Genomic DNA, 26172 nt, shown 5'->3' on the forward strand with positions numbered 1-26172 from the left:
GCGCCGGTCAGATCGTAACCGGCGTTCGGGTAGTCCCCCCAGTTCGGCCGGGGCGCCGTATCGCCTGCGAGCAACACCCCATTCTGAAAGTATATCCCGCCCCACCCATAGAGGATCGGCGAGAAGGTGTTCCGGATGGACGTGGCCCCCGAGCGAACTGTCGCCGTGAAAGAAGGGTTGAGGGTCACTCCCGTTCCCAGTTGGGCCGGGAGGACGAAGTGGTTACCCCCGGCGCCCACGTCCGTATAGACGTCAAAGGAGCGATGGTATTTGTCCATCACCTCGGCCAGGTGCTGGTGGGCTCGGCTCCAGGGTGTCGCGGCGGCTGGCGGCGGGGGGGTCGGTGTGGCGGGGCCAGTGGCCGGAGCCTCCGGAGATGGGGCGCCGGCGAGCACAGCGGGCGTGGGAGTTGAGGCTTCCGGCCGCGCCGATACACAGGCCACAATCGCGCACAGGAAAACCAAAAATATCCATCTTCTCATATCTCTTCTCCTACACAAACTAACTACTTCAAAATTAGAGGGATAACCGAGCAATGGATGTGGGTTCCGGATAAGGCGATGATCCGGTAACGCCACGAGGGTAAAACTGCCTCTGCAGCCGCCCAAAGCCCCACGTTATCGTCGTTCGGATCGTGGCTGGCGGTGACCCACCCGGCCACCTGCATTGGGCGGTCCATCACGATCCAGATGGTCGGCGCGTTGGGCTTCCATTCCGAAGTGCCGCCCAACAGGCCGAAGAAAGAAGTGCTAACAGGCGGGGTCGGGGGGATGAGCCACCCGCTTTCGGGGATGGGCCAGGTCTGACAGCCGGCGAAGGCGGCCTGCGTATCCCAGATGGTGGGGGAAATGTGCATGGAAGAAAGCATAACTGGCTTAAAGGCTTCGCCTGGACGGGAATCCAGTGGGACACTGCCTTCAACAGTTACAGCGACCTGGGCGCTCATACTTTCGGCTGCTGGGGGAAAGAGGTCCACCTGAGCCCGCACTGATAAGGACGCAATGGTTCCTGTGATGGCGAGTTGCAGGTTGGAACCCATCACTTTCCAAGAGGCCGTGATGGGCGCTCCCTGATGGTAGACGCCGTTGCTCCAGAAGGCAGGCAGCAGGATGATAGAAGTTCCCCACTCGGAGTTAGGGCCGTAGTTCAAGCGGAAGTAACTGCTCTCCAGGTGGAGGGCGCCGTATTGGGGAAAGTGAGTCCCGCTGCCGTAGGCGATCTCCAATACCGTATCCCTCTGGTTCACTACCCAGGTTGGGGCCTGAGCCGGTCCTGCCAGAAAGGTCTTCCCCTGGAGCGATGGTGGGCTACAAGCGATAAGCATCGTGCCCAGAAGCAGCCCTATCGTTATTTCCCGAACCATACTCGTTCCCTCTCCCTGCGGAAAGCCTGAGGGCTTTAGGCGAGCACCTGGAGAAGCTCAGAAGCCCTCTCACCGTCACTTCTCCTTGGTCAAGCGGCTCAGATCGCTCGAGCGACGGGCCGCGAAATTGTCCAGTCCCATCGCTAATCTCCTTTCCAGCCCCTTTCCCGGGCCATCTTTTCCAGTTCCCGGCGGACGCCCTCGGGGCGCAGCCAGCCAAAGCCCCGCAAACTCAGTTCATGAAGTAACTTTTGAAAATCCTCTTCGGTCCACTGCGGTGGGCCTGCCCGTGAAAGACCATCGGGCCCATAAGGGGTGTGCAGCTTGAGGAAGATTTCCAGATACGGCCGTACCCCCTCGTCCCAATCAGCCAGCTCCGGGAATCCCCACTCCCAGTCCAGCGCCCAGAGGCGAAGGGTTTGATCCTCGCTTCCCGAGAGGGCATACTGGCCATCGGGGGAGAAGGCGATGGAAGTCACTCAGTGTGTATGCCCTTCCATTCCTCGCACTTCTCGGATCACCGGCCAGTCGGGTGCCCGGTGCGCCTGTTCCAGCGGCTCCTCCTGCACCCCCAGCCCCTCCAGTTTCCGCAAAACCTCTTCCACATACCCTTGTTCCAGATACACCCACCCCACCAACCGCCAGTACTCCGCGTTTCCTCCGTGTGCGCTCTCCAGGTGCTGTATCTGCCTCAGGAGCTCGCTTCCCAGCAGTTCCGTCCTCTGCCACCGGTAATACCCATAGTTGAAGTTCGCCTCCAGGTGCGCCAGGTCCGCCTCCAGCGCCTCCTGCCAGCACTGCACCGCCTCTTCCTCCTTCCCCAGGTCCAGGTAATTGACTACCCGGTTGTTCAAGCTGTCCGCTTGCAGCGCCGGCGCCTCGGGCTTCGTCCGGGGGTAGGGCTCTCCCATCTCCGCCTCATACACCGCCCGCAGCCGCTCGGCCACCTCCTCCATTCCCTGAGGCCGCGCCCCAGGGTCCTCCTGAAAACAGGCCCGCAAAATTTCTACTACCCCCTGGGGCATCGGCGGCAGTCCTTCCGGGGGCTCCCGAAGATATGCCTCCAGCACGCTTGCTGCCACCGTGCCCTCCATCCAGGTCACCTCCCCGGCGAACATCTCCAGGACACTCAGCCCCCAGCCCCGGAGGTCGGTGAGGGGGCCGGTGGGCTTTCCCAGCACCTGTTCTGGGGCGGCATAGGCGGGGGTGAAGCCTTTGGCCTTCACCAGGCCTAAGTCGGTCACTTTGAGCAAGCCGTCAGGGGTGAGGAGGGCGTTGGAGGGCTTGACGTCCTGGTGGATGACGCCTTTCTGGTGGGCGTAGTCCAGGCCCCAGGCGAACTGGATGGCCAAGTCCAGGATGCGCCGGAGGGCCTCTTTGGGGCCGCCTTCGTAGAGCCGGCGGGTGCGGATCCAGTCCTTGAGGCTTCCGCCTTCCACGAACTCGGTGAAGAGGCGGGGGATGCCTCCGAGGGTGCGGACGTAGAAGCAGGTGACGATGTGGGGGTGGAGGCCGAGGCTCACCCAGGTTTCGGCCCCGGCGAGGAAGGCTTGTTTTTGTTCTTCGGTCTGGAAGAGGGCGGGGCGGGGCTTTTGACGGCCAGGTCCAGGTTCCAGAGGCGGTGGTGGACGCGGTAGACCAGGCCCATGGCGCCGGTGGTGAAGATTTCTTTGACTTCGTAGAGGCCCAGGATGAGGTCGCCGACCTGCCATTCCTCGGGGATGTCGGCTGCGGCGAGGAAGGAGCGGGTGGGGAGGGGGTAGGGGGCGCAGGAGGGGCAGAGGACCACATCGGGCCCGGCTGGGCTGAACTTCCGGCCGCAAACTATGCAATAAATGCACTCTACTTCAGTCATTCCAAGCTGGCGGCGCTTTTTTCATCCGGCGTTAAGAAAAAAACTACGGGGCTTCCTTAAGGCCGGCGCTATCCACAGCGGAGTCCAGCCATAGGATTGAAGGACTATATTTGGACCCTGGAAGAGTTTGATTGCCAGGAAAGGAATTGACTGCCGGGCGACTCCATTTGTTAAAGTGCGCAGCACGTAGAAGGCACCAGCGCTAAGTTCAATTTTTATTTTACACGAACTTTTCTCTTATATCAAGTCTACAGAGCCTGGTTTTACCGGTGGAAAAGGGGAATCCGTAGTCCTCACTCCTGGCTAGTCAGTCCATGACTCCACCGGGATATCTTCAAGCCGCCGACTCGGAGCCCTGCACCTCTGCCCCGCTGAGCTTCAATAGCCCGGAGAAATCCCGCGGCTTCTGCGCACCGGCTTCAGCTGCTGGAAGGGAACAGCCCCCGGTTACAAAATTCCGGACTTTCTGCGTAGGTGCAAGGTTTGCCTCATCTGCAGCCAGAACTCTTCACAGCCGCACCTCGGGAAGAGGAACAGGCGGGCCTGGAAGATATGGAACGACCACTGCCGATGCTGGTGGATGGAGGAGGCCATCGCCTTCCTTAACCTGCACTTCTATCCGGATAAGACAACCCATCAGAGAGCGCTCGCAAACCCTTTTGCGCCGCAGCGGCCTTTATGATAAAATCAGCCCAAATTTTAGAAGGAGGAAGTGTATGAAGACCGATACCTTCCGGGGACGTGACTTTATAACCCTGCTGGACTGGACAAGAGAAGAGATTGAAACCATACTGGACGTAGCCCTTGACCTTAAAAGAAGGTTCGTCCTGGGCGACCCCCATGACCATCTCCTCAGAGGCAAAACTCTCTTCATGATTTTCTACAACCGCTCCCTGCGAACCCGCAACTCCTTTGAGGCAGGCATGACCCAGCTGGGAGGCCACGCCCATTACCTGGAACCTGACCAGATTTACACCCCAGCCCTCCCCGGCAAAGAAGTAGCCTACACCACCGAAAGGGTCTCCGACGTGGCCAGAGTCCTATCCCGTATGGGCCACGGAATCGCCATCCGCTGCTACGGAGAACCTGTGGACTGGGTCTACGGCGCTGCCCACGAACTCATCCGCAACTTCGCCTACTGGGCTGATATCCCTGTTCTGAACATGGAATGCGATAAGTGCCATCCCTTCCAGGCCCTGGCCGATATCCTCACCGTTAAGGAAAAATTCGGAGGATTCTCAGGCGTCAAATTCGTAATGAGCTGGGCCTACTCCCCCAGCATCCATAAGCCCAGGGCCGTGCCTCAGTCGGCCATAATCGCCGCCACCATGATGGGTATGGACGTGGTCCTCGCTCACCCTGAAGGCTTTGAGCTGGACCCCGAAATCCTCAAAGCCTGCGAGGAAAACGTCAAACGCTATGGCGGCTCCTTCCAGATTGTCCACGATATGAAGGAAGCCTTCCGCGGAGCTCACGTCGTCTACCCCAAATCCTGGGCCGCTGTCCCCATCTTTAAACCCCCTGTCGGAGAGGGAAGCCCCGAAAAAGCCAAAGAGCTCTTTGAAGCCAACAAACACTGGATCTGCGATGCCGAAAAGATGAAGCTGGCCCATCCGGAAGCCATATACATGCACTGCCTTCCCTGCGACCGAGGATTTGAGGTGACCGATGAAGTAATTGACAAGACCGAAGGGCCCGGATGGCGCTCTGTAGTGTTTGACCAGGCCGAAAACAGGCTCCACGTTCAGAAAGCCGTCATGGCAATGGTGATGCGGTAAAGTTTGCGGAGGAAAATTGCCCAAGGTTGACCTCATTATCTTCGCCTCGCAAATAGCGACCCCTTCCTGCCCAGGCCCGGCCAGAAGGGAAAATCTGGGCAAAATCCTCGTAGTTCAGGATGGGGCCATAGCCATTGACGACGGCCTGATTGCAGACCTGGGGCCTCGGAGCGAAATTACCGGAAAATATTCCGCCCGCGAAACCTTGGATTTCCACGGGTGCACCGCTACCCCGGGAATGGTTGACCCTCACACCCATCTGGTTTTCGCCGGGGACAGGGTTGAAGAATTTGAGCTCAGACTGAAGGGAGCCACATACCTTGAAATCATGGCCGCCGGGGGAGGAATAATGTCCACCGTCCGGAAGACCAGAGAAGCTCCCTTTGAAACCCTGCTGGAAGAAGCCCATAGAAGAACCCTGGCCTTCCTTTCCTCCGGCACCACCACCGTTGAGATCAAAACCGGCTACGGTCTGGAGACCAGAACCGAACTCAAAATGATGGAAGTCATCATGGCCCTGAAAGAACAGAGCCCCTTGGACATTATCCCCACTTTCCTGGGAGCCCACGCTGTGCCCGCTGAGTTCTGGGGAAGAGCTGAAGAATATGTAACCCTCGTCACCGAAGAGATGCTTCCCGCCCTTGCTCGCTGGGCCGACGATAGGGAAATTGAGCGGGAAAAAATCTTCTGCGATGTCTTCTGCGACGAAGGCGCCTTCACCCTGGAACAGTCAGCCAGAGTGCTGAGGAAGGCCAGAGAGCTGGGCTTCAGCCTCAAGATCCACAGCGACGAATTCAAGTCCCTCGGAGCCACGGGCCTGGCTGTGGAACTGGAGGCCACTTCCGCCGACCACCTGGCTGTTACTCCCGAGGAGGAAGCCCTTAGGCTTGCCTCTTCCTCAACGATAGGGGTTATCCTGCCTGGCACTTCCTTCGGGCTTGGCCACACTCATTTTGCCGACGGAAAAGGGCTTATAGAAAAGGGGGTCGCACTGGCGCTGGGAACCGACTTTAACCCTGGGACCTGCTGGTGTGAATCCATGCCCTTCATGATGGCTCTGGCCTGCCGATACTGTGGCCTATCCCCCTCTCAGGCCCTGACCGCCTCCACTCTCAACGCCGCCTGGGCTCTGAAAATGGGGGAGAAAATCGGCTCCCTGGAAAAAGGCAAACAGGCCGACATCGCCCTGTGGGAAGTGCCGGACTACCGGCACCTCGCCTATCGGTTCGGGAACTTGCGGGCTAAAGCCGTCATCAAAAGGGGGAAAATGGTTTATCCGGATTATCCAGGTAATATCCGAGGCCCCGCACACACTTGATACGGATTGGATTTGATGGGTCAGGCTCCAGTTTCCTGCGCAATTTGAAAATGTAATGGCGCACAAGTTCAGGAGTATAATCCGGAGAAAGCAAGTCAGCTATTTTGCGGGGGCTTAGAATCTGTCGAGGATGGCGAGCGAGACACTCCAGAACAGCAAATTCTTTCCGGCTGAGCTTTATCAAATGACCGCCCAGGAAAAGCTCTTGGGTGGAAAAATTCACCAGAAGAAAACCGTCAGTGTAGATTTCAGCCCTGGGCATAGGAGCTCCAGTTCCCATTCGCCTCAAGAGGGCTTTAACCCTCACCACCACTTCCCTGGGGGAGGAGGATTTGAACACAGCATCGTCGGCTCCCCATTCCAGAGCTCTGATCCTTTCCTCAATTTTCCCGGACTCCACCAGGGCTATAATGCGGACAGGGGCAATCTCCTTCAGTTTCCGGATCAGTTCCCACTTCTCCGCCCCCTCCCCCCAGAAAGGCAACTCCGCCACTACCACTTGAGGCTTCCAGCTCCAGAAAAGGGTGGCCGCCTGAGCGAAAGTTTTCCCCACTTTAACGGAAATATGACTGGAGGCCAGGAGCTCACCTATGGTATTGAGAAGATGCTCATTGTCTCCTACCAGTAAGACTTTCATGGCTCTTTCCCTGAATTACTGTAATTTTAGCCGGAGGGACGAGCCTTGAAAAAACTCGCCTCCACCCTGCTTTTCCCCCTTTTAATAACCGCATGGATTGCAACCCTTCTCCCTTCAGAGAGGGGAGAAAAGGGAATTTCCATCCTGCAGCCCACTCCAACCTTCACCGCTACTCCATCGCCCACCCCAACCTTAACTCCCACACCCACTCCCACTCCAACCCCCACCTCCACACCCACTCCAACCCCCACGCCTACTCCTGCTCCAACCCCCGATGGCATAAGGAGAGAAGCTGCAGTGCCCATCTTACTCTACCATTACGTATCCTCACCCCCTCCTGAAGCCAACGTGATCCGGCGGGAGATAAGCGTTTCCCCCCAGCAGTTTGAAGAGCACCTACAATATTTCAAAAGCCAGAACTACACCACCATTACCCTTAGGGACCTGGTCTATCACCTGACCATAGGCAAGCCGCTCCCTCCGAAACCTCTGATCATAACCTTTGATGACGGATACGAGGACCATTACCGGAACGCTTTCCCCCTGCTCCAGAAATACGGTTTTGTGGCCACTTTCTTCGTGATCACCGATTTCATAGATGAAAATAGGCCGGGCTACCTTACCTGGAAACAGGTGGAAGAGATGGCCAGGGCCGGGATGGAGTTCGGAGCCCATGGCCGTGACCACTCAAGCCTGAAAGGCAGGTCCCTGGACTACCTCATCTGGCAGATCCTGGGCTCGAGGCAGACCCTGGAAGCCCACGGGATTGAGCCCAGATTCTTTTCCTACCCCTTCGGTTTCTACGATGATGAAGTTATAAAGGTGCTTAAATCTGCCCACTTCTGGGGAGCCGTCACCACTGACCCAGGCATAGTTCATTCATCCGATGGCCTCTTCACCCTCAAACGGATCCGGGTAAACGGCCAGGAAAGCCTGGAGAAATTGATCAGCAAAATCAGATTTTACGAGCCAGAGCGATAAGGGATGTGCCAAAGGGCAGGTTCAGGCGCCTTATAAGCCACGCCTCCATTTCCCCAATGCAGGTCAGGATGCCATTCACCAGAGGGGGAGCCGGCTCCATCTCCACCTGATAGGCTTCCTCATCAAAGTGGGGCGACGCCAGATCCGGACGCAGGCCCAGTTTCTCCCGGATCAGGATCAGAGGCGCCGCCAGAGGGAAGATAAAAAAATTGTTGTAAGTTATCCTCAGGAGGCGAAAGCCCGTCCTTTCCAGCAAACCCTTTAAGGTTGCACCGCTGTAGCGACGGCGGTGGCGGTTCAATTCATCGTTGTAGCTCCAGAGCCACTGATAGGCTGGAGCCGTTATGATAAGAAAACCGCCGGGAACACAGACCCGGTAGCACTCTTCAAGGACCAGCCGGTCATCATCGCAGTGCTCAAGGACATCTAGCAGGGCAACAAGCCTGAAAGCTTCGGAAGGGAATGGGAGCGCTTCAGCTCTTCCCAGCGGAACGATATAACCCCTCTCTCTGGCCACCAGGAGGGGCTTAATATTGTTGTCAACCCCCACCACCGGGCCGTAACGGGATAAATGGTGGAACATATTGCCAGCCCCACTTCCCACATCCAGCACCATCCCCTCCCCCTTTTTAACTACCGGGTCAAGGACGGCAAATATAGCTTTCGTTCGGCTGGCGAACCACCAGTGCTTATCCTCTTCCAGAAGGACTTCCATAGGCCAGACTTTTAACGGAAGATTCGGTCAAATTTTTCCTGTATGCCTGAAGGAATCTCCCACGCTCCTTCAGGGCAAAGCTCTACGCAGCAATAGCAGGTTATGCAGCGGTTTTCATCCACCACAGGATAAGGGTTCAGGGAAATGGCCTGAGCCGGACAGTTTACAGCGCAATCCCCGCACTGAAGGCACAAATCCTCCCTGAGCACAGGATAAACCTGGCCGATAGCCCAGAGGAGCATTGCCTGTTCCTGAGGGGATGCGGCGAAGGTGGTAGGAAGCTTAAAGTCGGGAATCACCGAAAAAGCCCCTTCCACTTCCACCCCATCAATGCGGCCAAGGCCTCTTCCAGAAGCCTCCACCAGGTGATAGACTTTAGCCGGGTCAACGCCCATCATCCTGCAGGCTACTGCATCCACCGCAACGCCATCTTTACCAGCTAAAATCTTCCCCAGAGGCCTCGCCTGACCATGGGTAGGGCCATTACCCTCCATCACCCTCAAAGCATCCATGATTACAAGATCCGGCGGACGAAGGGCATAGATATCAGCTAGAAGGGCAGAAAACTGCCGGCGGGTGGGAGCAGCCAGATGAAGACGAGCTTTCGCCGTCCCCGCCACATAGCCATACAGGTTTTTGACCGCCCCCGTTATGGTAGTAAAGACATGGGTCTTCATGACCGGGACATTGATGAGGAAATCAGCTTCCAGAACAGCGCTGGAAATCGGGGCTTTAACCCCAGCTGAAGGCAAGAGCACTTCGGTTACTTTTTCCGATAGCCTTACAAAGCAGCCGTGGCTTGCCTCCACCAACCCCGCTTTTTGGGCTGTAGCCCTGGAATCCTTCTCCACACCTCCAGGATTATCGCCTACCGTAACCCTGGAAGCACCCCTCCTCAAACACTCCTTTACTAAAGCAGAAACCACTGCCGGATGTGTTGTCGCCCCATGTTCCGGAGGCAGGCCCGCTACAATATTGGGCTTTATGAGCACTCTCTTGTCTTTTACATCCACCTCAAAGGCGTCAAAAACCCTGGCGATAACCCTTCCCACATCCTGAGCGTCGGCTTCGTAGATGCTTACTGTGCTCAATTTCTCCTCCGGTAAGTCGTGTAAGAAGGGAGGCGGAGCTGTAACCCCGCCTCCCCTGCCCTTACTCCCCTATGACCAGAGCTGAGAGCATGAGGTTGCAGTGGCGATTGACCTGGTTGGGAAGACAACCTTGCTCGCCGAAGGAGAAGAAGCCAATGAAAGGAGCATCTCCTACTACCTCTTTAATCTTGGGGACCACCTCCCCTATGCGGTCACCTATGGCCACTTTTCTCCCAGCGCAGTGGCTGAGGATTAGGGCATCAACCCTGGTCATGTCCTTCCGGGCCTCTCTGACTATATCGCCTGCGTCCTGGATGAGCTTATCCACGCTTGTTTCCATGAGGCGCACCTCAGTGCCTCGGGCCACTTCGGCGAAGGCTCCTATGGAGCCATCGGGGTTGCCGGAAGCCAGGTGGACAATCCTGAAGAAGCCAGCTTCCTCAATGCCCAAAGGTGCCAGAAGGCTTGCTCCCAAGAGGTTCATCCCCGCTACCTCTTCCTGGCTCTTACCGGTCCACTCCTTGTATACTTCCAGGGCGGGGCGGCGGTCCAGCTTAAAGATGGTCCGGCCTTTGGCTCTGGTCACCCTGGCTGACTTATCGGTAGGAGCGTAGCCCCCGCCGAAGGCCACTCCTATTTTCCCCGCCGAAGATAGAGCAGCTATGTTTATCCCCTTGGGAAAAGTTTTCCTGTAACCGAAGACCTTCCACTTTCCTTCTATGGTGTTATCGGCTGCACTTCCTCCAACGATGGGAACGGTCGGGTAAGCCTCGGCCAGGGCCTCTATTACCCTTTCCTCAATCCCGGGGGAAGCCATCATGAGGAAGGCTTTGGGCGATGGAACCGTAGCGGTTGCTTTCTTCAGGGCCTTAAGGGTGTTCTTGCGGGGGTTTTTGCCTCCAGGAGCAAATCCTGTGCCAGCCTCTATGTCGGAAAGGAGCATAACTCCCAGAGCACCATTCGGACCCGAGATAAACCCATCCGGGGTTAAAAGGCCTGTAAAAGTAGTGCCCCCCCAAAGCGGGGTTCTCCCAATCCTCTTGCGGGCAAGGCTTAAAACCTGCAGGGGGTCATAATCCACGGTGGCAAAAAGGATTGCAAGGGAGGGCTTCGTTGCCAGCTCGCTCAGGGCTTTGTCAAAGGCCTGAGCTACGGCTTCTTCGGCGGTAGCAGCGGTGCTCCACGCCACTACAGCTTTGGCCATTTTTAAACCTCCTTTGGTTTTTTAATTATTTTATCCCGAACCTCGCTTTTTCACAACTTTGCGTGCAAATTGCCCCTTAATAGCGTCGGATAAGCTCCAAGATAGCAGGATCATCGGAATAGGAAGGGGTAAGGAGGACCTGGCTCCACTCATACCGAGTTATCCGACCTTTTGAGTCAATGCTCAGCCTGGTGAAGCCTACAGCGCGCCCTGCATGTCCGGGGGCAGGTGCTTCTGCCACCACGGCCAGAGAAGATCGGGCCTCGTCCCATAAAGGACCAAGGTTCTGCCCGGAAACCCCACCCCACACTACCAGGTCAACCCCTTCTTCGGCCGCAAGCTTTCTGGCTAAATCGGCACCGGTATGGGCAAGAAGTATTATCAAATCCGCCTGCTTCTTGAGCTCCCTTATGTAGCCCCTGCCTGTCTCCAGAGGGTCAAGAATTCTGAAGCCTGGAACAGGCTGAATGGGCATGCCTGTCAGGCCGAGAATGGCAACGCGATGACCCTTGATTTCCAGAAGGACGTAAGGGGAAACCAGAGGTCTGCCATCGCTCTTGAGCACGTTAGCTGAAAGGAAGGGAAACCTGGCAGCGGAAATGAGCCTTTCAAGGGCTTCTTCCCCCAGAGTCAAATCCTTCTCCCCCAGCACCGCCGCCGAGTAGCCCATCAGGTTCATAGCCTCCACAATGATCAGGCTCCCGCTCCTGCGAGTTAGAGGGACATCGCTCCATAAAGAGTCGCCGGCATCCAGGAGCAAAACATCCTCATAATCCCTGCGCACTTCCTTCACAAAAGAAGCCCGACGGGCTAATCCACCTATTGTAGGTCTTCAGCCGCAGGGGAGGACGTAACCCCAAGTATCGTTGGTGTGGAGGACTACCAGTTCCAGAGGCTGGGGTGTTGGAGTGGGGGTTAAGGCTGGATAAGCTTTCTCCGGAGGCGATGAAGCCAGAAAACACCCCACCAGGTTAAGGATCAGGGCAGCCGAAAGGGCGAGCCTTTTCATTGGGAACCTCCCAGGGGGATGGAGAAGGTGAAAGTGCTTCCCTGATCCAGGGTGCTCTCCACCCATATCTTCCCGCCGTGGGCTTCCACGATTTGCCTGGCTATGCTCAGGCCAAGGCCCGAGCCAGGAACCTCTCCCTCAGCCCGCCCCCGGTAGAACTTTTCAAAGATATGAGGGATCTCCTCCGGCGAAATACCGACTCCTGTGTCGGAAACGGAAACTCTAACTTCTCCTTCCGCCATCTCCACTTTTATCTCCACTGAGCCTTCATCGCGATTGAACTTGATAGCATTGCTCAAAAGGTTAATGACAACCCTCCGGAGCCGGTCCTCATCGGCCGGGACGAGAGGCAACAGGGGTGGAACCGTAAGTTTTACTTTGATCCTGCGGGAATCGGCCTGAGGGCGCAGAATGGCCACACATTCCTCAAGGAGCTGTCGCAGCTGCACCGGTTTTTTGTTTATCTTAGCCCGTCCCGATTCTAACCTCACCAGGTCAAGGAAATCGTTCACGAGGCTGGAAAGCCGTGCTGCTTCCCGGTGGATGGTTTCCAGAAAACGCCTCTTGGTGGCAGGATCAAATTCATGGCTCAGCATGAGCTGGCTGTAGCCCATTATGGCCGTGAGAGGTGTGCGCAACTCGTGCACCAGGTCCGATATAAAGTCGCTCTGCTGGAAGAGGCGGGCGTTTTCTATGGCCACAGCCGCCTGGGCAGCCAGAATCTCCAGAAGCCTGACATCCTCTTGGCTGAAGGGTTTCCCTCCCCTCTTATTGAGAACTTCCAGGGCTCCTATTACCATATCCTTGACCTTCAACGGCACCCCTAAGATGGAACGGGTCTGAAAATGGGTTAAGGCGTCCACGAGGCCGTAGAAGCCTGGATCAGCCTTCACATCCTCCACAATTACCGGATTGCCTTCCTGAACTATCCTTCCAGCAATGCTCCCCTCAAGAGGCACCGGTATCCCCAGCAGAGAATCTGCTCTGACCCCCGTAGCTGCTTCAAAGTAAAGGGTTCTGGTCTTCCGATCCAGAAGGAGGATGGAGCTGGCTTCAGTATCCGTAAGTTCGGTGGCCAGGCGGACGATCTTCCCCAGGAGGTCGCGGAGGTAGAGGGTGGAACTAAGCTCAAGGCTTATCTCTAATAGCCTTTCCAGACGCTTTATTTTTTCTTCCATCACAGCACCGCAAACTCAAGCCCTTTGGGAGAACGGGTCAATATTTCCACTCCGTCCTCCCTGACCAGAACTACGTCCTCAATTCGGACCCCTCCCCAGCCGGGAAGGTATATTCCGGGCTCCACGGTTATGACGTTTCCCGATTGCAGGATATCCCCGGAGGCCTTCCCCACCGTAGGCTTTTCATGGACATTAAGCCCTATTCCGTGGCCCAGGCCATGGCCGAAGTGGGGCCCGTATCCGGCCTTTTCAATTACCCTGCGAGCGATGGAATCGGCCCGGCGAGCCCGCATTCCAGCTTTTATAGCCCTTTCAGCCTTATCCTGGGCTTTGAGGACAACGGAGTAAACCTCCCGAAAGCGCTCATCAGCCCTGCCCAGGACAACGGTCCGGGTGAGATCCGAGCAGTAGCCATCCACCACACAGCCGATGTCAATCACAACAGGTTCGCCTTCTTTAATAATTCGGTCAGAGGCCCTAGCATGAGGTAAAGCCCCGTTGGGCCCCGAAGCCACAATCAAATCAAAAGCCACTTTATCCGCTCCATGGGTTCGCATGAAGTGCTCAATCTCCCAGGCAGCTTCCTTCTCGCTCATACCAGGGCGGAGGACCTGACATATGTGATGGAAGGCTTCGTCGGCCAAGGATACTGCCCTGCGGATGGTCTGGATTTCCTGTGGGGATTTCACACTCCGGATTTTACCCACGATATCCTCGCAGGGCACCCATTTGACTTTACGGGTCAGCCTGCGCCATTTCCTGTATTCTTCCACAGTAAGATAGGGGCTTTCAAAGCCCAGGACTTTCACCTTCGCTTCATCCAGCATCTTCGGGAGGACATCGGCAAACTGCTTTTCCACTTTGACCAGCACGAAACTAGGGCACTCCCGCGCTACCTGCTCGTAATAACGGAAATCGGTGGCGATGTAAGCGGAATCGGGGGTGATGAGAAGGACTCCTGCGGAACCGGTAAAACCCGAAAGGTAGCGGCGGTTCTCAGGGTTAGTTACCAGGAAGCCATCAAGGCCCCTGGAGGCGATAAATTCTCTGAGTTTCTGTAGGCCCATTCTTACCTCCGCCTCTGTGAAACTCAGGCCTCCACTGCCCTCACAGTTTTACTATAAGCCTTTATCCGCCATTTGTCAACGAAGGCTCTCTCAGAGTGAGTGAGTCCCCTTCACTTCGTGCGCGAGCCAAGGTTTTTGCCTTCTTTCCTGGAGAAGTGTATAATTGACCTGGCCGCCTGAAGAGGGCTGTTTCCCTGAGGAGAAATTTCTATGGGGACGAAAATTCTGGCAATTACCAAGAATCCTGACATTTTTTCTAAAATTTTTCCGTCGCTGATGAAATCCGGATACGAGGTCCTTTTTTCCTCTCCCTCTTCCGATGAGATGTGTCGGAAGCTTCGGGAGAAGCCGGATATCATCTTTGTGGACGCTCTGTCCCTGAACCTGGTCTGGTTGAGGGATGTTTCAACGTTTATAAAGAATAAAGCTTACATGCTCCCCGTTCTTCTCCTCACCTCCAAAGGAAAGCATGTCCCCATAGAAGCCGACGAGGTTATCTATGAGCCGATAACCTGGCGGAAGCTATTCCCCCGTTTGAGGAAACTGGTGGGAACTAAAAGGTTCCTTAAGAGCGGGGAGGTTACCCTTGATTTGCTCCAGCGGATGTTGATCGTGGGAGGGAAAGAACACCACCTGACCCCCAAGCTGGCCCAGCTTTTGGAAATCTTCATGCGGAACCGGGGGAAGATCCTCACCAGGCCCTACCTCATCAAAAAGGTGTGGAACACCGATTACGTGGATGACACCCGTACCCTGGATGTCCACATCTGCTGGCTCCGCAGGCTGCTTCCGGAAAATTACCTTAAAACCGTCAAAAAAATAGGCTACAAATTTGATGTCCCATCAGCTGAAGATTAGGATCCTGGTATTTGCAAGTGGGTTCGTCTCCCTGGGAGTTGAGATAACCGCTGCCAGGCTCATGGAGAGACATCTGGGCTCAACCCTGTGGGCCTGGTCCACTCTGATTGGCCTTGTCCTTAGTTATCTTTCTCTGGGATACCTGCTGGGGGGCAGGCTCGCCGATAGATACCCATATCCAGCGTTGCTTTACCGCATTGCTTTCTTAGCAGGCCTTTGCACCGGGCTCATACCCATTGCCTCACCGGTACTTTTCGCTCTGGCTCACTCCTCAGGCCCGGCAGGAAAATTTCCGGATTTAATCTCCATTGCTGTCTTCTTTCTGGGAATGGCTTTCCTGCTTTTACCCCCTGTCACCCTCATGGGCGCCATAGGCCCTTTCGCTCTCAGGCTATCCATCCGCCACGTTGGTGAGACCGGGAAAATAGGGGGGGCCATCTTCGCTCTTTCAACCACAGGAAGCATCCTCGGCACCATCGTCCCCCCCTTTCTTCTGATACCCTTCCTGGGGACAACAAGAACGTTCCTGGTCCTGGCTTTCATCCTTATGGTAACATCTCTGCTGGGGATTGTTCCCGGTGCAAGGGGGCGAACTTTTTTCTATTTAGCCCTTATAGCGGCAGTTATTCCTCTTGGTCTGGAGGCTAAAATCGTCCCCCCCTTTCACGGCCAGATCCTTTTTGAAGGAGAATCACCGTATAATTACGTGTGGGTAATCCGGATGGGCCACGATGTCTACCTGCTCCTCAACGAAGGGTTGGGAGTTCAATCCGTTTACAACCCCGAAGAGGTGCTTACGGGAGGAATCTGGGATTATTTCCTGGTAGCCCCCCTCTTCAATCAGCCGCCATTTTCTCCTTCTCAGGTGAGAAGTCTCTGCCTGATAGGGCTGGCCGGTGGCACTATCTCCAGGCTTTACACGACCGTTTATGGCCCAATTCCTATAGACGGAATAGAGATAGACCCTCTGGTGGTGGAAGTAGCTAAGAAATTCATGGCTCTGGAAAGCCCCAACCTCAACATTATAGTGGACGATGGCCGCCGTTACCTCACCCGCTCCAGCAAGCTCTATGATGTAATAGCCGTTGATGCCTATCGCCCTCCATACATCCCCTTCCACCTCACCACCAGGGAATTCTTCCTGGAGGTTAAGAAACATCTGAGCCCTGGAGGAGTCCTGGCTATAAATGTCGCACACCCACCCCACGATTACCGCCTGGTCAATGCTATCGCCGCAACGGTCGCCTCGGTGTTCCCGAGCGTTTATGTGATTGATGAGCCCCCCGGCGATCACCCCGTGGCTAACTCTCTGGTGGTGGGAACCGCTTCCAGAACTCGTCCAGAAAATTTCGCCATTAACCTGGCTTTCGTGGAAAATCCATACCTGTTGCAAGTTGCGAAGAGGGCCCTAACCGGGTTAAAAGTTTTCACAGGGGGAAGCAGCATTCTAACGGACGACCACGCACCAGTGGAACATCTCACCCATATGGCAATCCTGGATTACATAAGGGGGCAGAGATGAAAGGGCAGAAGACAGGGGTTGCAGACCTTCCCCTGCACTGGGGGGAAGTGCCACGCTGGTTGTTCCAGAGGATGGCCCTCCTGGCCAGGGAGATAACGGCTATAATCATTATGGAGTTCGGTACCGCCGAGCTTTTAAGGCGGCTTGCAGATCCTTTATGGTTTCAAGCGTTCGGATGTGTGCTGGGCTTTGACTGGCATTCCAGCGGTTTGACCACCACTACCTGTGGGGCTCTTAAGGAAGGCCTCAAGGGCCTGGGGGACGAGCTCGGGATATTCGTGGCAGGAGGCAAGGGAGGAACATCCCGGCGAGCTCCAGAGGAAATCCTGGCCAAAGGAGAACTCCTTTCTGTTGACCCTGGCAGCCTCGTTTACGCCAGCAGGATGGCTGCCAAGGTGGATAACACCGCCCTTCAGGATGGCTTCCAGATTTACCACCACACCTTTGTTTTTGACCGGATGGGAAACTGGTGTGTGATCCAGCAGGGAATGAATCCGGTCAACCGCTATGCCCGCCGCTACCACTGGCTTGGAGAAACAGTTAAAAGCTTTGTGTGTGAGCCCCACAGTGCCATCTGCTGCGACCTGGTGACGGAACCTCTGAACCTGGTTGCGGCTGAAAGCGAGGAAGCCAGGCGGGTGACCGCCCTTCTGGCCCGTGAGAAGCCTGAAAAGCTGGTGAAAGAGCTTGAACGCCTGAAAACCATGCAGCTCCCTCCCCGGCATCACATCCTCCTGGAGGATATAGCGCCTGACCGCCTTCGTTCAATATTCCTCCGAACATACGAGCGCCAGCCGGAAGATTTCGCTTCTTTGCTGGAGATGGAGGGAGTAGGCCCCAAGACCGTGAGGGCTTTGAGCCTCATAGCCGAGCTTCTCTACGGCACCCCAGTGAGCTACCGCGACCCCGTCCGTTTCAGCTTCGCCCACGGCGGTAAAGACGGCCACCCTTACAGGGTTGATCGCCGCATTTACGATCAGTCCATTGAGATTCTCGGAGACGCCGTAAAGAAGGCAAAATTGGGGCAGAGAGAAAAACTGGAAGCCCTGAAAAGGCTTTCCCGCTATGCACTTCGTGGGGATTGACCTCGCCTGGTCCTGCCGGAACCCTTCAGCAATAGTGGTCCTTGAGGGTGAGAAAGCCGTCGCTTGGAACGAAAGGATTGTAAGCGATGAGGAAATCATCACCTTTCTGAGGGAAACGGTGGGAGAAAAACCAGCCCTCATCGCTGTGGACGCTCCTCTAATAGTGCCGAACGAGAGCGGGTTTCGTCCGTGTGATCGTGAATTAGCTGCTGCCTTTCGCCGGTACGAGGCTGCTCCTCACCCGGCCAACCGGCGCCGTTTCAGGGGAAAAATCAGAGGGGAAGAGCTGGTCCGAAAGTTGGCGGCCGAAGGGTTCGTTCATTCCCCCATTATTGAACCCCATAAAGATACAAGGCAGGTGGTAGAAGTATATCCACATCCGGCTTCAGTGGCTCTCTTCGGGCTTGAGAGAACCCTCAAATACAAAGCAAGGCCCGGAAGGCCTTTGGACTTCAGAAAAAAAGAGCTATCCCGCTTCATAGCCCTCCTGAAGGGGTTAGAGAAGGCTTTTCCTCCCCTACATGCCCCTGGGATCCTTTCAGGAGAACTTTCACCGCTGAAAGGCCGGGAGCTCAAAACCTTTGAAGATCTGCTGGATGCTCTCTTCTGCGCCTACATAGCCCTTTACTGCTGGACTTTTGGCCCCAAAGGGTATAGGATTTTTGGCAATATGGAAGAAGGCTATATACTTGTGCCCGTAGCATTAAACAAAACGGGGCAAGGCCCGTCTAAGCCTTAACCCCGCTCTTTCCTGGATCGCCGGGTTCTCTGGCTCACAGCACCAGTGCGTCGGCGATCAGATCCACCACGCCTTTCACCTCAATACCCAGGCCGTAATGCTGGTTCAGGTCAGAAATCTGCGTCTTACAGTTTTCGCAAGTGGTCAGCACCCAACGGGCGCCGGTGCGCTGGATCTGTTCCACTTTGGGCCGGCCAGCCCTCATCCGAACCTCAAACATTGCAGGCTCAGCGATGAGTCCGCCGCCCCCGCCGCAGCACCAGTTCAGTTCCCGGTTGGGGCTGAGCTCCCGGAAATCGGTGGCGATGGCGCGAATCAGCATCCGCGGCTCCTCAAAAATCCCCGCATTCCGGCCCAGGTTGCACGGATCATGGTAGGTCACCGGGATTTCAAACGCTCCAGGCCGGACCCGGATGCGTCCCTCTTTCAGGTATGAGGCGACCAATTGGACGACGCTGACCCGCTGGAAGCCCGCGATTTCTTCCCCGAACCAGTAGTCCCAGAAGTTCAGGAGAGTCCGGGTGGCATGGCCGCACTCTGCATAAGCGATGACCTGGGCCCTTAGCCGCTGAGCCTCCTCAACAATCCAGTGGGCTGCCTTTTTCGCCTTTTCTATGTCGCCAACGAAAAAGGAATGGTTGGTGGCGGTAAACATGCTCAGCGCCCAGGATTCTTTCGCAGCGTGGAAGATCTTCGCCAGCGGGATAATAGCGTGCTCGCCCACCACTGGCACATACAGGACCCGCGCCGGTTCATCCACAGGAATCCTCAAGTCAGGTACACCCCACTCCTCTCGGATTCGCCTTTCCAGTTCCCGGACCTGGTCCAGGTAGAATTCCTTGAGAGCCTCTATGATTTCCCCCTTGCTGACCTCGGCATTCCCGATTTCGGCGACCATCTCCATCCCCATTCCTTCCTGGAGGAGGGCATACCGGCCCACATTCACCAGAAGTGCCGTATCCAGATCAAAAGGACAGAAGACGGAGCACCGCCGACAACCAGTACACTCCCAGAGAGCTTGCCGGAGTTCGGCCACTGTTCGCTCGTCAGGGATAGTGGTATCCCGATACCAGCCCAGGAACCCCCTCTGGCCATTGCCACCCCGCTGGAGCAATTTCTTGACCAGCATCATCCGGTAGGCGGGGATGTGGGCTGGATTGCCGGAGGTAACGTAAAAGTGGCAGGCGTCCACGCAGGCCCCACAGCGAACACAGATATCCTGGTAATACTGGAGCGGACGCGTGATACGTTGACGAATCGTTTCTACAAATTTCTTCAACATGGCATCCTCCTAACTTCGGGCCACCATCTTGGAGAGCACTGAGCCGATGATGTGGCTCAGTTTCCCGAAGGGGAAATAGACCATCAGAAGTTGAGCCAGGGTGAAGTGCCAGACGAACGCAGGCCCCGCGCTTTCCGGGATAGGTTGCCAGCGGAAAGAGGCCAGTCCGGCGAAGAAGCGATGCAGTTCTTCAACCTCCACCGTCCGCAGAAGGCGCATGTGGAATCCGGTCAGTGCGATGCTGATGAGGAGAAGGAGAATGAAGTGGTCCTCCGGCGTAGAGAGCCATTTCACCGGGCCACTCCAGCGGCGAGCCAACAGGTAGAAGAGAGGAGCGGCGAAGAGAGTGCCGGCGATCGTCCCCGCAATGGCCGAAAACCTGTGCTGTTCCTCTTTGCCCCAGTTTAAAAGATCCCAGAGGAAGTAAAAGTCGGTGAAAACACGGATGTGCCCTATGAGGACCAGGAGGAGCCCCAGGTGCATGATAAAGCCGCCGGCCCAAAGGAGTGGGTTAACCCGCAGCAGCCCCTTCAGGGTAAACATGTCCACCAGGGCATCCAGCAGCCGGCCCAGCCGGCTCTGAGGGCGAGGGAAAAGGGAGAAGTGAGCCGGAGCTGGCCGTTTCTGCCACCACCGGAAGACCCGATACGCCAGTCCACCGAAAAAGACAGCAACAGCAATATAGGGAGTGATGTAACAGAATACAAAGGTCAGAGTTGTCATTAGGGCCTCCTGGGATTTCACGTTATTTCATCCGGCGGATCCAGAACTTGAAGACGCCTTCGCCTTTTTCCATCCCCACCAGTTCGTTGCCGGTGCTCTTGCACCAGGCCTGAATATCAGCCACAGAGCCAGGATCAGTAGCCAGAACCTCCAGGATGCCACCTATTGAGACGTTTTTGATCTCCTGGCTGGTTTTGACCACTGGCATGGGGCACCTGAGCCCGCGTGCGTCCAGAGTCCTTTCAGGGGTAATTTCTGCCATTTTGTGCCTCCTGATTTAAATGAACAAAGTTATATGCGATTTATTTGCCTCGGCGATAAAGGTTGCGGCCCCCACTACATCGCTCACTTCGTCAATGAGGTCCTCCCGGCGGATGCCCATCACTTCCATGCTCATCTGACAGGCCAGGAGCTTTACACCCATATCAACGGCCATTTTTCGAAGTTCAGGTAGAGGCGTGACGTTGTGCTGCTTCATCATCTGCTTGAACATCCAGCGGCCAATCCCGCCCATATTGAGCTTGCTGGGGCCGATGCCGTTTATATCCTTGAGGAAAAGGCTCAGCATCCGCTGGAAAAAGGTCTTGCCTGTGGCCCCTTTCTTCTTGATAGCCTGAAGGCCCCAGAAGGTGAAGAACATGGTGGTGTCAATTCCGCTGGCAGCGGCCGTGGTGGCAATGATGAAAGCCGCCATTACCTTATCCATGTCCCCGCTGAAAACAACAATGGAGGCCTTTTTCGCCTCGTGCTCATGCTCATGCCCGCTCATTTGGACCCTCCTCATTTAAATTATGTTTGTATTTAGATGCCTTAATGATACTACACCCACGCGAAAATTGCAAGGGTCATTTTGCCAGCATTTCCTGGATTTGTTCGGCGAACTCAGCGCTGGGAGGATCATCGGTAAGGAACTGGATATCTTCAGGGCGGGATACCCCCAACCCCAGCTCAACAGCACGGGCTATCTGTTCCTGAGAAAATATCGGCCCTCGCTCCACTTCCGGCGTTGTCCCGAAGAGCCGGAGGATTGCCACCCCCGCTGCATCTATTGCAACTCGATCGGCTCCTGCCAGAATCACTCCTGTCCTTACCCGTTTTCCCCGCTCAGGTCCGCCAGTGACGAAAGCCTCTACACCGTCCAGCACAATCAGGGCAGGCTGATAAGCTACGTTTATTTCGGCTATCATTTTTCGTTGATGCGGGGAACTGTGCAGCTCGGCCATATAATCGTAGCCATCTGGCCCATACTCTGCCACCATGCCTACGGAATTTTTGAGGGAAAGCGTGAAATGACCACCATAGCGGTGAGTTTTAAGACAGCAGGTCTGAATGACAACGTCGGCTTCCAGAATGGGGCGAGCGAAAAGGAAACCTCGTGACCAGTGGCTTCCAGGAGGCTTAACGGGCACCCAGTCTTCCGGGCCAAGTTCATCCAAAACCAGCACTCTGAATCCCAGCTCGGATGCAATGGCAAATATCCCCTTGCGCTCCATTACCTGGCGGGTTTTACCCATTCCACTGCGGTCGGCAACGGTAATAGAGCGGGCGCCACTCTCCCAGATGGCTTCCACGAGAGTGCGTAAGACATCGTTATGGGTTGAACCGGGAGCTGGGTCCGCGCTGTTGAAATTGGGCTTGAGGAGCACCTCCTTCCCATCAACTCTGGGCGTTCCGAAAAGCGCCAGAGCACGACGGACTCCTTCAACACGATCGGTGGTTCGGACCAGTGCTACTCGTGCGGGAGCTGGGCTTTGAGGAAGAGTTGGGGAAGAGGGAGAAATCGGTTCTTCTGGGAAGCTTATCTTCCGAGGGCTTTTCCCGCAAGAGCTAAGCAACGGAGTCATCAAACCTGCACCCATGAAGGTCAGCATTTGCATTAGGAAAACCCGGAGAGAAAATCCCCTTTCGTTAACCGTTTTATGCTGGCCGCTAACTGCATTGATGGTAAACTGAAACTAAACCTGCTGGAGGAGATGGGCCTGTTGAGTCAGCCTATCTCGCAATACTTCCCGTAAAAGGTTCAAAGCCTGAAGGACTCGCTTATCAGCCAGGGCATAACGGATAACGGGACCTTCCTGTCTGGCAACCACTAAGCCGCGCTCGCGCAGAATTTTAAGATGATGGGAGATAGTAGGCTGGGGGAAGCCAAGGATTTCCGTCAGCTCTGTTACGCAACGGGGGCCATCAGCGAGGGCGTAAAGGATTAGAATGCGCTTAGGATCCGCCAGCCCCTGGCAAATTTGAGCATGCAGCAGGACGATTTCCCGCTGAAGCTCATCCGTAATGGCCATAAAATTTCCCTCCGCTTTCTTAAAATATACTACATCGTTTCGGAAAAGACAAGGCTTCTTTTTGCCTTTCCCCTCATTTTACTTCAAATGCCCGCCAGAACGCTTCTTCCCCATCCCGGGCGCTGGACTGCCTCTGAAATCTCGCAGTTTGCCTCAAACGACCGATCCAAAATCGGAGGGTGGTTAGCCAGGAATTTCAGGAGGTATTTTCCGGACCCAGCAATAAAGCGTGGGGAGCTCGTGGACTGCAGGGAGGATTTGCCAGGCCGTTGAGCAGAAGAGAGCACCCAGTTTATTCAAACCTTAACATCGCCTTAACTTTTTCTTTAATCAGCGTTAATGGGCTGAAGATACAATTTGCTCGCGGGGTAAGATTTACGACGGTAAATGAGGAAAATGGGACTTGCTGACCTGCACATACACACTATTTACAGCCCGGATGGGACCGGAACGGTCCGGGCCGTTTTGAAGCGAGCTGCCGAGGTGGGCCTGGATGTGATTGCCATCACCGACCACGATGAAATTCGGGCTGCGCTGGAAGGGGCGAATCTGGCCCCAGCCTACGGCCTGCATGTCATTCCAGGGTGTGAAGTTTCTACAGCCGAGGGACATTTACTGGCCCTCTTTATCCATCGCTGCCCTCCCGCTGGTCTTTCCCTGAGCGATACTGTGCGGTGGGTGAGGGACCAGGGCGGGCTGTGTGTTATCCCACATCCCGGCCACGGTTACCAGGGTCTTAGGTTCCAGGCAATTCAGCGGGCGTTGAGCGACCCTGAGATCGCTCCTTTCCTGGTGGGGATTGAGGTTTTCAATGCGAGCCTTTTCCGTCCCAGGCAGAACCACATCGCAATGGCAACCGTGCAAAGGATGGGTTTGCCGCTGGCGCTGGTGAGCAACAGCGATGCTCATATGGTGCAGATGATCGGTTCAGCCGCTACGCACTTCCCTGGCCGCACCCCTGAGGATTTGCGGGAGGCGCTTATAAACCGGCGCACAGAAGTGGCACTGGCGCAATCCAGGTTTCCCCCAGCTCTGTTTCTGAAGTGGATGGCCCATCTGGCACTGCGCTATACCGGCTGGGTGACCGGTAACTGCCACCCTGAGGCTCCTTTGAAGAAAATCTGCATCTGGACCGCTGCACACCAGGCTTTCTGAACATCGTCGGTCAATTGCGGCGGTTGATCTATTTGCTCCGGAGCACAAGGGGAAGGTAGAGGCTGAACATCCAATCGGATAGCTGGTCAAATTGAAGCGCCACATCAGCCTTCAGCGGTGCCGGAAGCGTTAGGGTTAATGAGCTACCAGTGGTGGATACCGTTTGGGTGAGGAAGACGGTGCCGCTCCACGTATCCCACCAGGTAACACGATAGGTACCCGAGATAAGTCCACTTACCGAAACCGTGCCTGAAATTGATGGGATAGGTATGCTGTTCACCACGTTCCACCAGGTATGGTGGCGGTTGTGCACCCACAGGTGGCCGCGGCAGGCGACCCGATCCACCTGCCCCCAGGCCCTGAGGTTCGGATGGGAGGTGACGGCGCGAGCGTCTTCGTATCGCCCGTTGTTCAAGGGGATACCGTCCATAAAGTTACGGAACGCCTTAAAGTGGTAATAGAGGTTGTGGCGGCGGATATTGACCGGATCCCAGTAGAGTTCATAAAGGCCCCCCGGGTTGACCTGGCCCCAGAGGAAGTTGTGCAGCCACACGCCTTCTACGTCCAGCGTCTGACTATAGACGTGGTCTCCGTAGTAATCGCCGTCATCGCCAATGGCGACCTCGCCGCGCGTGACGGGTTTGCCTGGCCCAGAAAGCGTCCGACCGCCCATCTGCAGGCTGTAGGCGGTGGTCAGGAGCGCTGAGTCATGGTAAAGGAGCGTCAGGTCAAACTCACCGTTGAGGTACACCCGGTGCCCACTGGGGCTGATCAATTCCACGTTGTCTATCCAGGCGTTCCCCCCTGTGCCGAAACTGTTTTGGAAGTAGATGGCCAAGGAGTGAAGGGCATCGTCCGTGAGGACGATGCGGGCTGAGAGGGGAGCTGGACTACCATCGTAAGTGTATCGGCTATCAAAGACGCGCCAGTCGTAAGTGCCCGCGGGAGCGCTGCATAAAAAGTCCTGCCCTGAGGACGTCGGCGGCACGACGTTGGAGCGCTGCTGCGGCGTGCCGTGGTCCAGAATCCACATCAGGCGGGGGCCAGAAAGGGTGTTGGGAATGCCATAGGCACAGGTTCCCGTGAAATTTTCTGTCTTCATCATATACCGGATCACCCATTCGCCCCGGCCCCGGATGACGAGCGACCGGGGAGTGCCCCCGGCGTTGTGGAATCGGGTGGACCCGGAAATGCGCACCGAAGCACCCTCTCCTCCCACCACGTAGGCCGGGTGTGTCTCTAACGCCAGCGGCTCGTCGATGTTCTGCGCCCAGCCCGCATAGCGGTTGCCGCAGCAGGCGTAGGCGTGCAAATCGGCGTAATCTACACCGGCATAGGCTGGGTTGCCCCAGAATTCGTAGACCGGGAAACTGTGCCAGTGGGAAGTGGTGACCAGGTGGCGATGGGGGTCGTGGGCCTTCATAAAGCGCCCGAAGGCGTCAGCCATCGCATAATGGTTGCCGTTGAACGGGTCGCCCTCGTTCATCAGTTCCCAGGAGTGCACTGCCCGGGAGTAGCCCCAGCGCGCGATGAGATAGCGCCAGAAGTACTCGTGGTAACGCCGCACGGCGGTGTTCGGCGCGGCGTAGAAGCGGTTGTTGTCCAGGTCGTAGTACCCGCCCACCGGGTTGCCATTGAAGTCCAGGTGATTGGCGATCCAATCGTTTTTCTCCAGCACGACAGGACGGATGGTGACACCATATTGCGCAGCTTTCTCAAAGACATAGTCCCATTGCCAAGAGGGCTGCTGGTCAAAATAAAGGTGATAGGCGAAGCGGTTCTTGCGCAAAACTTCCGGCCCGACGGGCTGGCCACCGGACATTTCGCGCAGAGAAACCTCGTCTATGAAGGCGTCACCGCCAGTGGTGTTCTCCAGGATCAGGTAGAGGTTGTCCAGGAAGTACTCGTTCGGGCCTGTGGTGAGGGTAGCCGTCACTTCGTGCCAGGGGGTCGTGCCGTTGACGTAGCCCAGGAGCCGGGTAGAGTTCCCAGAAGTGGCCGCGGGGTCGGAGCAGCCCTCGCCCAGCCAGCCGCCCTTGCGGACGGTGAAGCCGTAGGGGTAGCCTGCCCGGCGCGGCCCAGTCACGCCGACCGTCCGCAGCCGCACGCTAAGAAGGTAGGTGGTGTTCGGTTTGACGGCGATGTTGTTGCTGAAGCCCTGAAACATGCAGGGATTGCGTCGGTTGGCTACACCTGGGTCGGGGTAGTCCCAGAGGCGCAGCGAGACCAGGTGGCCGGTGTAGGCGACGGTGTAGGTCAGGCTGGCCGCGTTGAAGTAGCCTCCTTCATACGGCAGATGGTGTGAGTTCCACGGGTGCCAG

General features: G+C 56.1%; 29 protein-coding genes. 9 read left to right on the forward strand and 20 right to left on the reverse strand.

Annotated features, from left to right (window positions below):
* Positions 1-413 (forward strand): hypothetical protein (locus NZ653_07455; protein MCS7286951.1); only part of this gene is annotated, 413 nt, incomplete at its 5' end.
* 92 nt (positions 414-505) lie between these two features.
* On the opposite strand, the gene NZ653_07460 is transcribed toward NZ653_07455, so the two are convergent.
* The 5 genes from NZ653_07460 to NZ653_07480 all read right to left on the reverse strand — a co-directional run bounded on the left by NZ653_07460 (position 506) and on the right by NZ653_07480 (position 3855).
* Positions 506-1363 carry a hypothetical protein gene (locus NZ653_07460; GenBank protein ID MCS7286952.1) on the reverse strand — a complete coding sequence of 286 codons (858 nt, stop codon included), beginning with the start codon at positions 1361-1363 and terminating at the stop codon, positions 506-508.
* 143 nt (positions 1364-1506) lie between these two features.
* Positions 1507-1842, reverse strand: a complete 336-nt coding sequence (locus NZ653_07465) for a WD40 repeat domain-containing protein (protein ID MCS7286953.1) — start codon at positions 1840-1842, stop codon at positions 1507-1509.
* Positions 1843-2886 (reverse strand): serine/threonine protein kinase, encoded by a 1044-nt coding sequence (locus NZ653_07470; GenBank protein MCS7286954.1) that lies wholly within the window; start codon positions 2884-2886, stop codon positions 1843-1845.
* Positions 2883-3218, reverse strand: a complete 336-nt coding sequence (locus NZ653_07475; GenBank protein ID MCS7286955.1) for a hypothetical protein — start codon at positions 3216-3218, stop codon at positions 2883-2885. The genes NZ653_07470 and NZ653_07475 overlap by 4 nt, the downstream gene beginning before the upstream one ends.
* Positions 3219-3726: 508 nt before the next feature.
* Complete coding sequence (locus NZ653_07480; GenBank protein MCS7286956.1) at positions 3727-3855, reverse strand: hypothetical protein; 129 nt, start codon at positions 3853-3855, stop codon at positions 3727-3729.
* Positions 3856-3934: 79 nt separating this feature from the next.
* On the opposite strand from NZ653_07480, the gene NZ653_07485 reads away from it, so the two are divergent.
* Positions 3935-4996: an N-acetylornithine carbamoyltransferase gene (locus NZ653_07485; GenBank protein MCS7286957.1), complete on the forward strand. Its 1062-nt coding sequence runs from the start codon at positions 3935-3937 to the stop codon at positions 4994-4996.
* Positions 4997-5012: 16 nt separating this feature from the next.
* Positions 5013-6314, forward strand: a complete 1302-nt coding sequence (hutI, locus tag NZ653_07490) for an imidazolonepropionase (protein MCS7286958.1) — start codon at positions 5013-5015, stop codon at positions 6312-6314.
* Here hutI and NZ653_07495 read toward each other — a convergent pair.
* Positions 6250-6951 carry a response regulator transcription factor gene (locus NZ653_07495; GenBank protein ID MCS7286959.1) on the reverse strand — a complete coding sequence of 234 codons (702 nt, stop codon included), beginning with the start codon at positions 6949-6951 and terminating at the stop codon, positions 6250-6252. The two genes, hutI and NZ653_07495, sit on opposite strands and share 65 nt — an antisense overlap.
* A gap of 45 nt (positions 6952-6996) precedes the next feature.
* On the opposite strand from NZ653_07495, the gene NZ653_07500 reads away from it, so the two are divergent.
* Positions 6997-7932, forward strand: coding sequence for a polysaccharide deacetylase family protein (locus NZ653_07500; GenBank protein MCS7286960.1), 936 nt, complete (start codon positions 6997-6999; stop codon positions 7930-7932).
* On the opposite strand, the gene NZ653_07505 is transcribed toward NZ653_07500, so the two are convergent.
* The 7 genes from NZ653_07505 to NZ653_07535 form a co-directional block, all read right to left on the reverse strand.
* Positions 7907-8647: a methyltransferase domain-containing protein gene (locus NZ653_07505; GenBank protein ID MCS7286961.1), complete on the reverse strand. Its 741-nt coding sequence runs from the start codon at positions 8645-8647 to the stop codon at positions 7907-7909. The two genes, NZ653_07500 and NZ653_07505, sit on opposite strands and share 26 nt — an antisense overlap.
* An 11-nt stretch (positions 8648-8658) precedes the next feature.
* The gene (locus tag NZ653_07510) at positions 8659-9738 is read right to left on the reverse strand and encodes a DUF362 domain-containing protein (protein ID MCS7286962.1); all 1080 of its coding nucleotides are present in this window, start codon (positions 9736-9738) and stop codon (positions 8659-8661) included.
* Positions 9739-9799: 61 nt separating this feature from the next.
* Positions 9800-10942 (reverse strand): FIST C-terminal domain-containing protein, encoded by a 1143-nt coding sequence (locus NZ653_07515; GenBank protein MCS7286963.1) that lies wholly within the window; start codon positions 10940-10942, stop codon positions 9800-9802.
* Positions 10943-11018: 76 nt separating this feature from the next.
* Complete coding sequence (locus tag NZ653_07520) at positions 11019-11735, reverse strand: hypothetical protein (GenBank protein MCS7286964.1); 717 nt, start codon at positions 11733-11735, stop codon at positions 11019-11021.
* Between the two features lie 39 nt (positions 11736-11774).
* Positions 11775-11951 carry a hypothetical protein gene (locus NZ653_07525; protein ID MCS7286965.1) on the reverse strand — a complete coding sequence of 59 codons (177 nt, stop codon included), beginning with the start codon at positions 11949-11951 and terminating at the stop codon, positions 11775-11777.
* Positions 11948-13129, reverse strand: a complete 1182-nt coding sequence (locus NZ653_07530) for a GAF domain-containing sensor histidine kinase (protein MCS7286966.1) — start codon at positions 13127-13129, stop codon at positions 11948-11950. The genes NZ653_07525 and NZ653_07530 overlap by 4 nt, the downstream gene beginning before the upstream one ends.
* Complete coding sequence (locus tag NZ653_07535) at positions 13129-14196, reverse strand: Xaa-Pro peptidase family protein (GenBank protein ID MCS7286967.1); 1068 nt, start codon at positions 14194-14196, stop codon at positions 13129-13131. Before NZ653_07535 ends, NZ653_07530 begins: the two co-directional genes overlap by 1 nt.
* Before the next feature lie 210 nt (positions 14197-14406).
* Between NZ653_07535 and NZ653_07540 the strand changes: the two genes are divergently transcribed.
* Genes NZ653_07540 through NZ653_07555 form a run of 4 tightly spaced genes read left to right on the forward strand, consistent with a single transcriptional unit; the run spans position 14407 to position 18400 of the window.
* Positions 14407-15054, forward strand: a complete 648-nt coding sequence (locus NZ653_07540) for a response regulator transcription factor (protein ID MCS7286968.1) — start codon at positions 14407-14409, stop codon at positions 15052-15054.
* Entirely contained in the window at positions 15032-16576 is a 1545-nt protein-coding gene (locus NZ653_07545; protein ID MCS7286969.1) for a fused MFS/spermidine synthase, read from the forward strand. Before NZ653_07540 ends, NZ653_07545 begins: the two co-directional genes overlap by 23 nt.
* Entirely contained in the window at positions 16573-17661 is a 1089-nt protein-coding gene (locus tag NZ653_07550) for a DUF763 domain-containing protein (GenBank protein ID MCS7286970.1), read from the forward strand. Before NZ653_07545 ends, NZ653_07550 begins: the two co-directional genes overlap by 4 nt.
* Complete coding sequence (locus tag NZ653_07555; GenBank protein MCS7286971.1) at positions 17642-18400, forward strand: DUF429 domain-containing protein; 759 nt, start codon at positions 17642-17644, stop codon at positions 18398-18400. The genes NZ653_07550 and NZ653_07555 overlap by 20 nt, the downstream gene beginning before the upstream one ends.
* Before the next feature lie 34 nt (positions 18401-18434).
* On the opposite strand, the gene NZ653_07560 is transcribed toward NZ653_07555, so the two are convergent.
* The 6 genes from NZ653_07560 to NZ653_07585 all read right to left on the reverse strand — a co-directional run bounded on the left by NZ653_07560 (position 18435) and on the right by NZ653_07585 (position 22696).
* Entirely contained in the window at positions 18435-19682 is a 1248-nt protein-coding gene (locus NZ653_07560) for a (Fe-S)-binding protein (protein MCS7286972.1), read from the reverse strand.
* Positions 19683-19691: 9 nt separating this feature from the next.
* Positions 19692-20405 carry a respiratory nitrate reductase subunit gamma gene (locus tag NZ653_07565; GenBank protein MCS7286973.1) on the reverse strand — a complete coding sequence of 238 codons (714 nt, stop codon included), beginning with the start codon at positions 20403-20405 and terminating at the stop codon, positions 19692-19694.
* 22 nt (positions 20406-20427) lie between these two features.
* Positions 20428-20658 (reverse strand): sulfurtransferase TusA family protein, encoded by a 231-nt coding sequence (locus NZ653_07570; GenBank protein ID MCS7286974.1) that lies wholly within the window; start codon positions 20656-20658, stop codon positions 20428-20430.
* Positions 20659-20682: 24 nt separating this feature from the next.
* Complete coding sequence (locus tag NZ653_07575) at positions 20683-21174, reverse strand: DsrE/DsrF/DrsH-like family protein (protein ID MCS7286975.1); 492 nt, start codon at positions 21172-21174, stop codon at positions 20683-20685.
* A 76-nt stretch (positions 21175-21250) separates the two neighbouring features.
* Positions 21251-22249: a DUF362 domain-containing protein gene (locus tag NZ653_07580; GenBank protein MCS7286976.1), complete on the reverse strand. Its 999-nt coding sequence runs from the start codon at positions 22247-22249 to the stop codon at positions 21251-21253.
* A 111-nt stretch (positions 22250-22360) separates the two neighbouring features.
* Complete coding sequence (locus NZ653_07585; protein ID MCS7286977.1) at positions 22361-22696, reverse strand: metalloregulator ArsR/SmtB family transcription factor; 336 nt, start codon at positions 22694-22696, stop codon at positions 22361-22363.
* Between the two features lie 387 nt (positions 22697-23083).
* Here NZ653_07585 and NZ653_07590 point away from each other — a divergent pair, with 387 nt between their 5' ends.
* The gene (locus NZ653_07590; GenBank protein MCS7286978.1) at positions 23084-23851 is read left to right on the forward strand and encodes a PHP domain-containing protein; all 768 of its coding nucleotides are present in this window, start codon (positions 23084-23086) and stop codon (positions 23849-23851) included.
* Positions 23852-23879: 28 nt separating this feature from the next.
* Here the strand turns inward: NZ653_07590 and NZ653_07595 are convergent.
* A partial coding sequence (locus NZ653_07595; protein ID MCS7286979.1) for a hypothetical protein occupies positions 23880-26172 on the reverse strand: 2293 nt, incomplete at its 5' end.

It is taken from the genome of Anaerolineae bacterium (assembly GCA_025062375.1).
Taxonomy (GTDB): Bacteria; Chloroflexota; Anaerolineae; order SpSt-600; family SpSt-600; genus SpSt-600.

Excerpts from the sequence above, each read along its gene's own strand:
- NZ653_07460 (MCS7286952.1), bottom strand. The coding sequence starts at position 1,363 with ATGGTTCGGGAAATAACGATAGGGCTGCTTCTGGGCACGATGCTTATC.
- NZ653_07475 (MCS7286955.1), bottom strand. The coding sequence starts at position 3,218 with ATGACTGAAGTAGAGTGCATTTATTGCATAGTTTGCGGCCGGAAGTTC.
- NZ653_07480 (MCS7286956.1), bottom strand. The coding sequence starts at position 3,855 with ATGGGTTGTCTTATCCGGATAGAAGTGCAGGTTAAGGAAGGCGATGGC.
- NZ653_07485 (MCS7286957.1), top strand. The coding sequence starts at position 3,935 with ATGAAGACCGATACCTTCCGGGGACGTGACTTTATAACCCTGCTGGAC.
- NZ653_07495 (MCS7286959.1), bottom strand. The coding sequence starts at position 6,951 with ATGAAAGTCTTACTGGTAGGAGACAATGAGCATCTTCTCAATACCATA.
- NZ653_07505 (MCS7286961.1), bottom strand. The coding sequence starts at position 8,647 with ATGGAAGTCCTTCTGGAAGAGGATAAGCACTGGTGGTTCGCCAGCCGA.
- NZ653_07515 (MCS7286963.1), bottom strand. The coding sequence starts at position 10,942 with ATGGCCAAAGCTGTAGTGGCGTGGAGCACCGCTGCTACCGCCGAAGAA.
- NZ653_07525 (MCS7286965.1), bottom strand. The coding sequence starts at position 11,951 with ATGAAAAGGCTCGCCCTTTCGGCTGCCCTGATCCTTAACCTGGTGGGG.
- NZ653_07530 (MCS7286966.1), bottom strand. The coding sequence starts at position 13,129 with ATGGAAGAAAAAATAAAGCGTCTGGAAAGGCTATTAGAGATAAGCCTT.
- NZ653_07535 (MCS7286967.1), bottom strand. The coding sequence starts at position 14,196 with ATGGGCCTACAGAAACTCAGAGAATTTATCGCCTCCAGGGGCCTTGAT.
- NZ653_07540 (MCS7286968.1), top strand. The coding sequence starts at position 14,407 with ATGGGGACGAAAATTCTGGCAATTACCAAGAATCCTGACATTTTTTCT.
- NZ653_07545 (MCS7286969.1), top strand. The coding sequence starts at position 15,032 with ATGTCCCATCAGCTGAAGATTAGGATCCTGGTATTTGCAAGTGGGTTC.
- NZ653_07550 (MCS7286970.1), top strand. The coding sequence starts at position 16,573 with ATGAAAGGGCAGAAGACAGGGGTTGCAGACCTTCCCCTGCACTGGGGG.
- NZ653_07555 (MCS7286971.1), top strand. The coding sequence starts at position 17,642 with ATGCACTTCGTGGGGATTGACCTCGCCTGGTCCTGCCGGAACCCTTCA.
- NZ653_07560 (MCS7286972.1), bottom strand. The coding sequence starts at position 19,682 with ATGTTGAAGAAATTTGTAGAAACGATTCGTCAACGTATCACGCGTCCG.
- NZ653_07565 (MCS7286973.1), bottom strand. The coding sequence starts at position 20,405 with ATGACAACTCTGACCTTTGTATTCTGTTACATCACTCCCTATATTGCT.
- NZ653_07575 (MCS7286975.1), bottom strand. The coding sequence starts at position 21,174 with ATGAGCGGGCATGAGCATGAGCACGAGGCGAAAAAGGCCTCCATTGTT.
- NZ653_07580 (MCS7286976.1), bottom strand. The coding sequence starts at position 22,249 with ATGACTCCGTTGCTTAGCTCTTGCGGGAAAAGCCCTCGGAAGATAAGC.
- NZ653_07585 (MCS7286977.1), bottom strand. The coding sequence starts at position 22,696 with ATGGCCATTACGGATGAGCTTCAGCGGGAAATCGTCCTGCTGCATGCT.
- NZ653_07590 (MCS7286978.1), top strand. The coding sequence starts at position 23,084 with ATGAGGAAAATGGGACTTGCTGACCTGCACATACACACTATTTACAGC.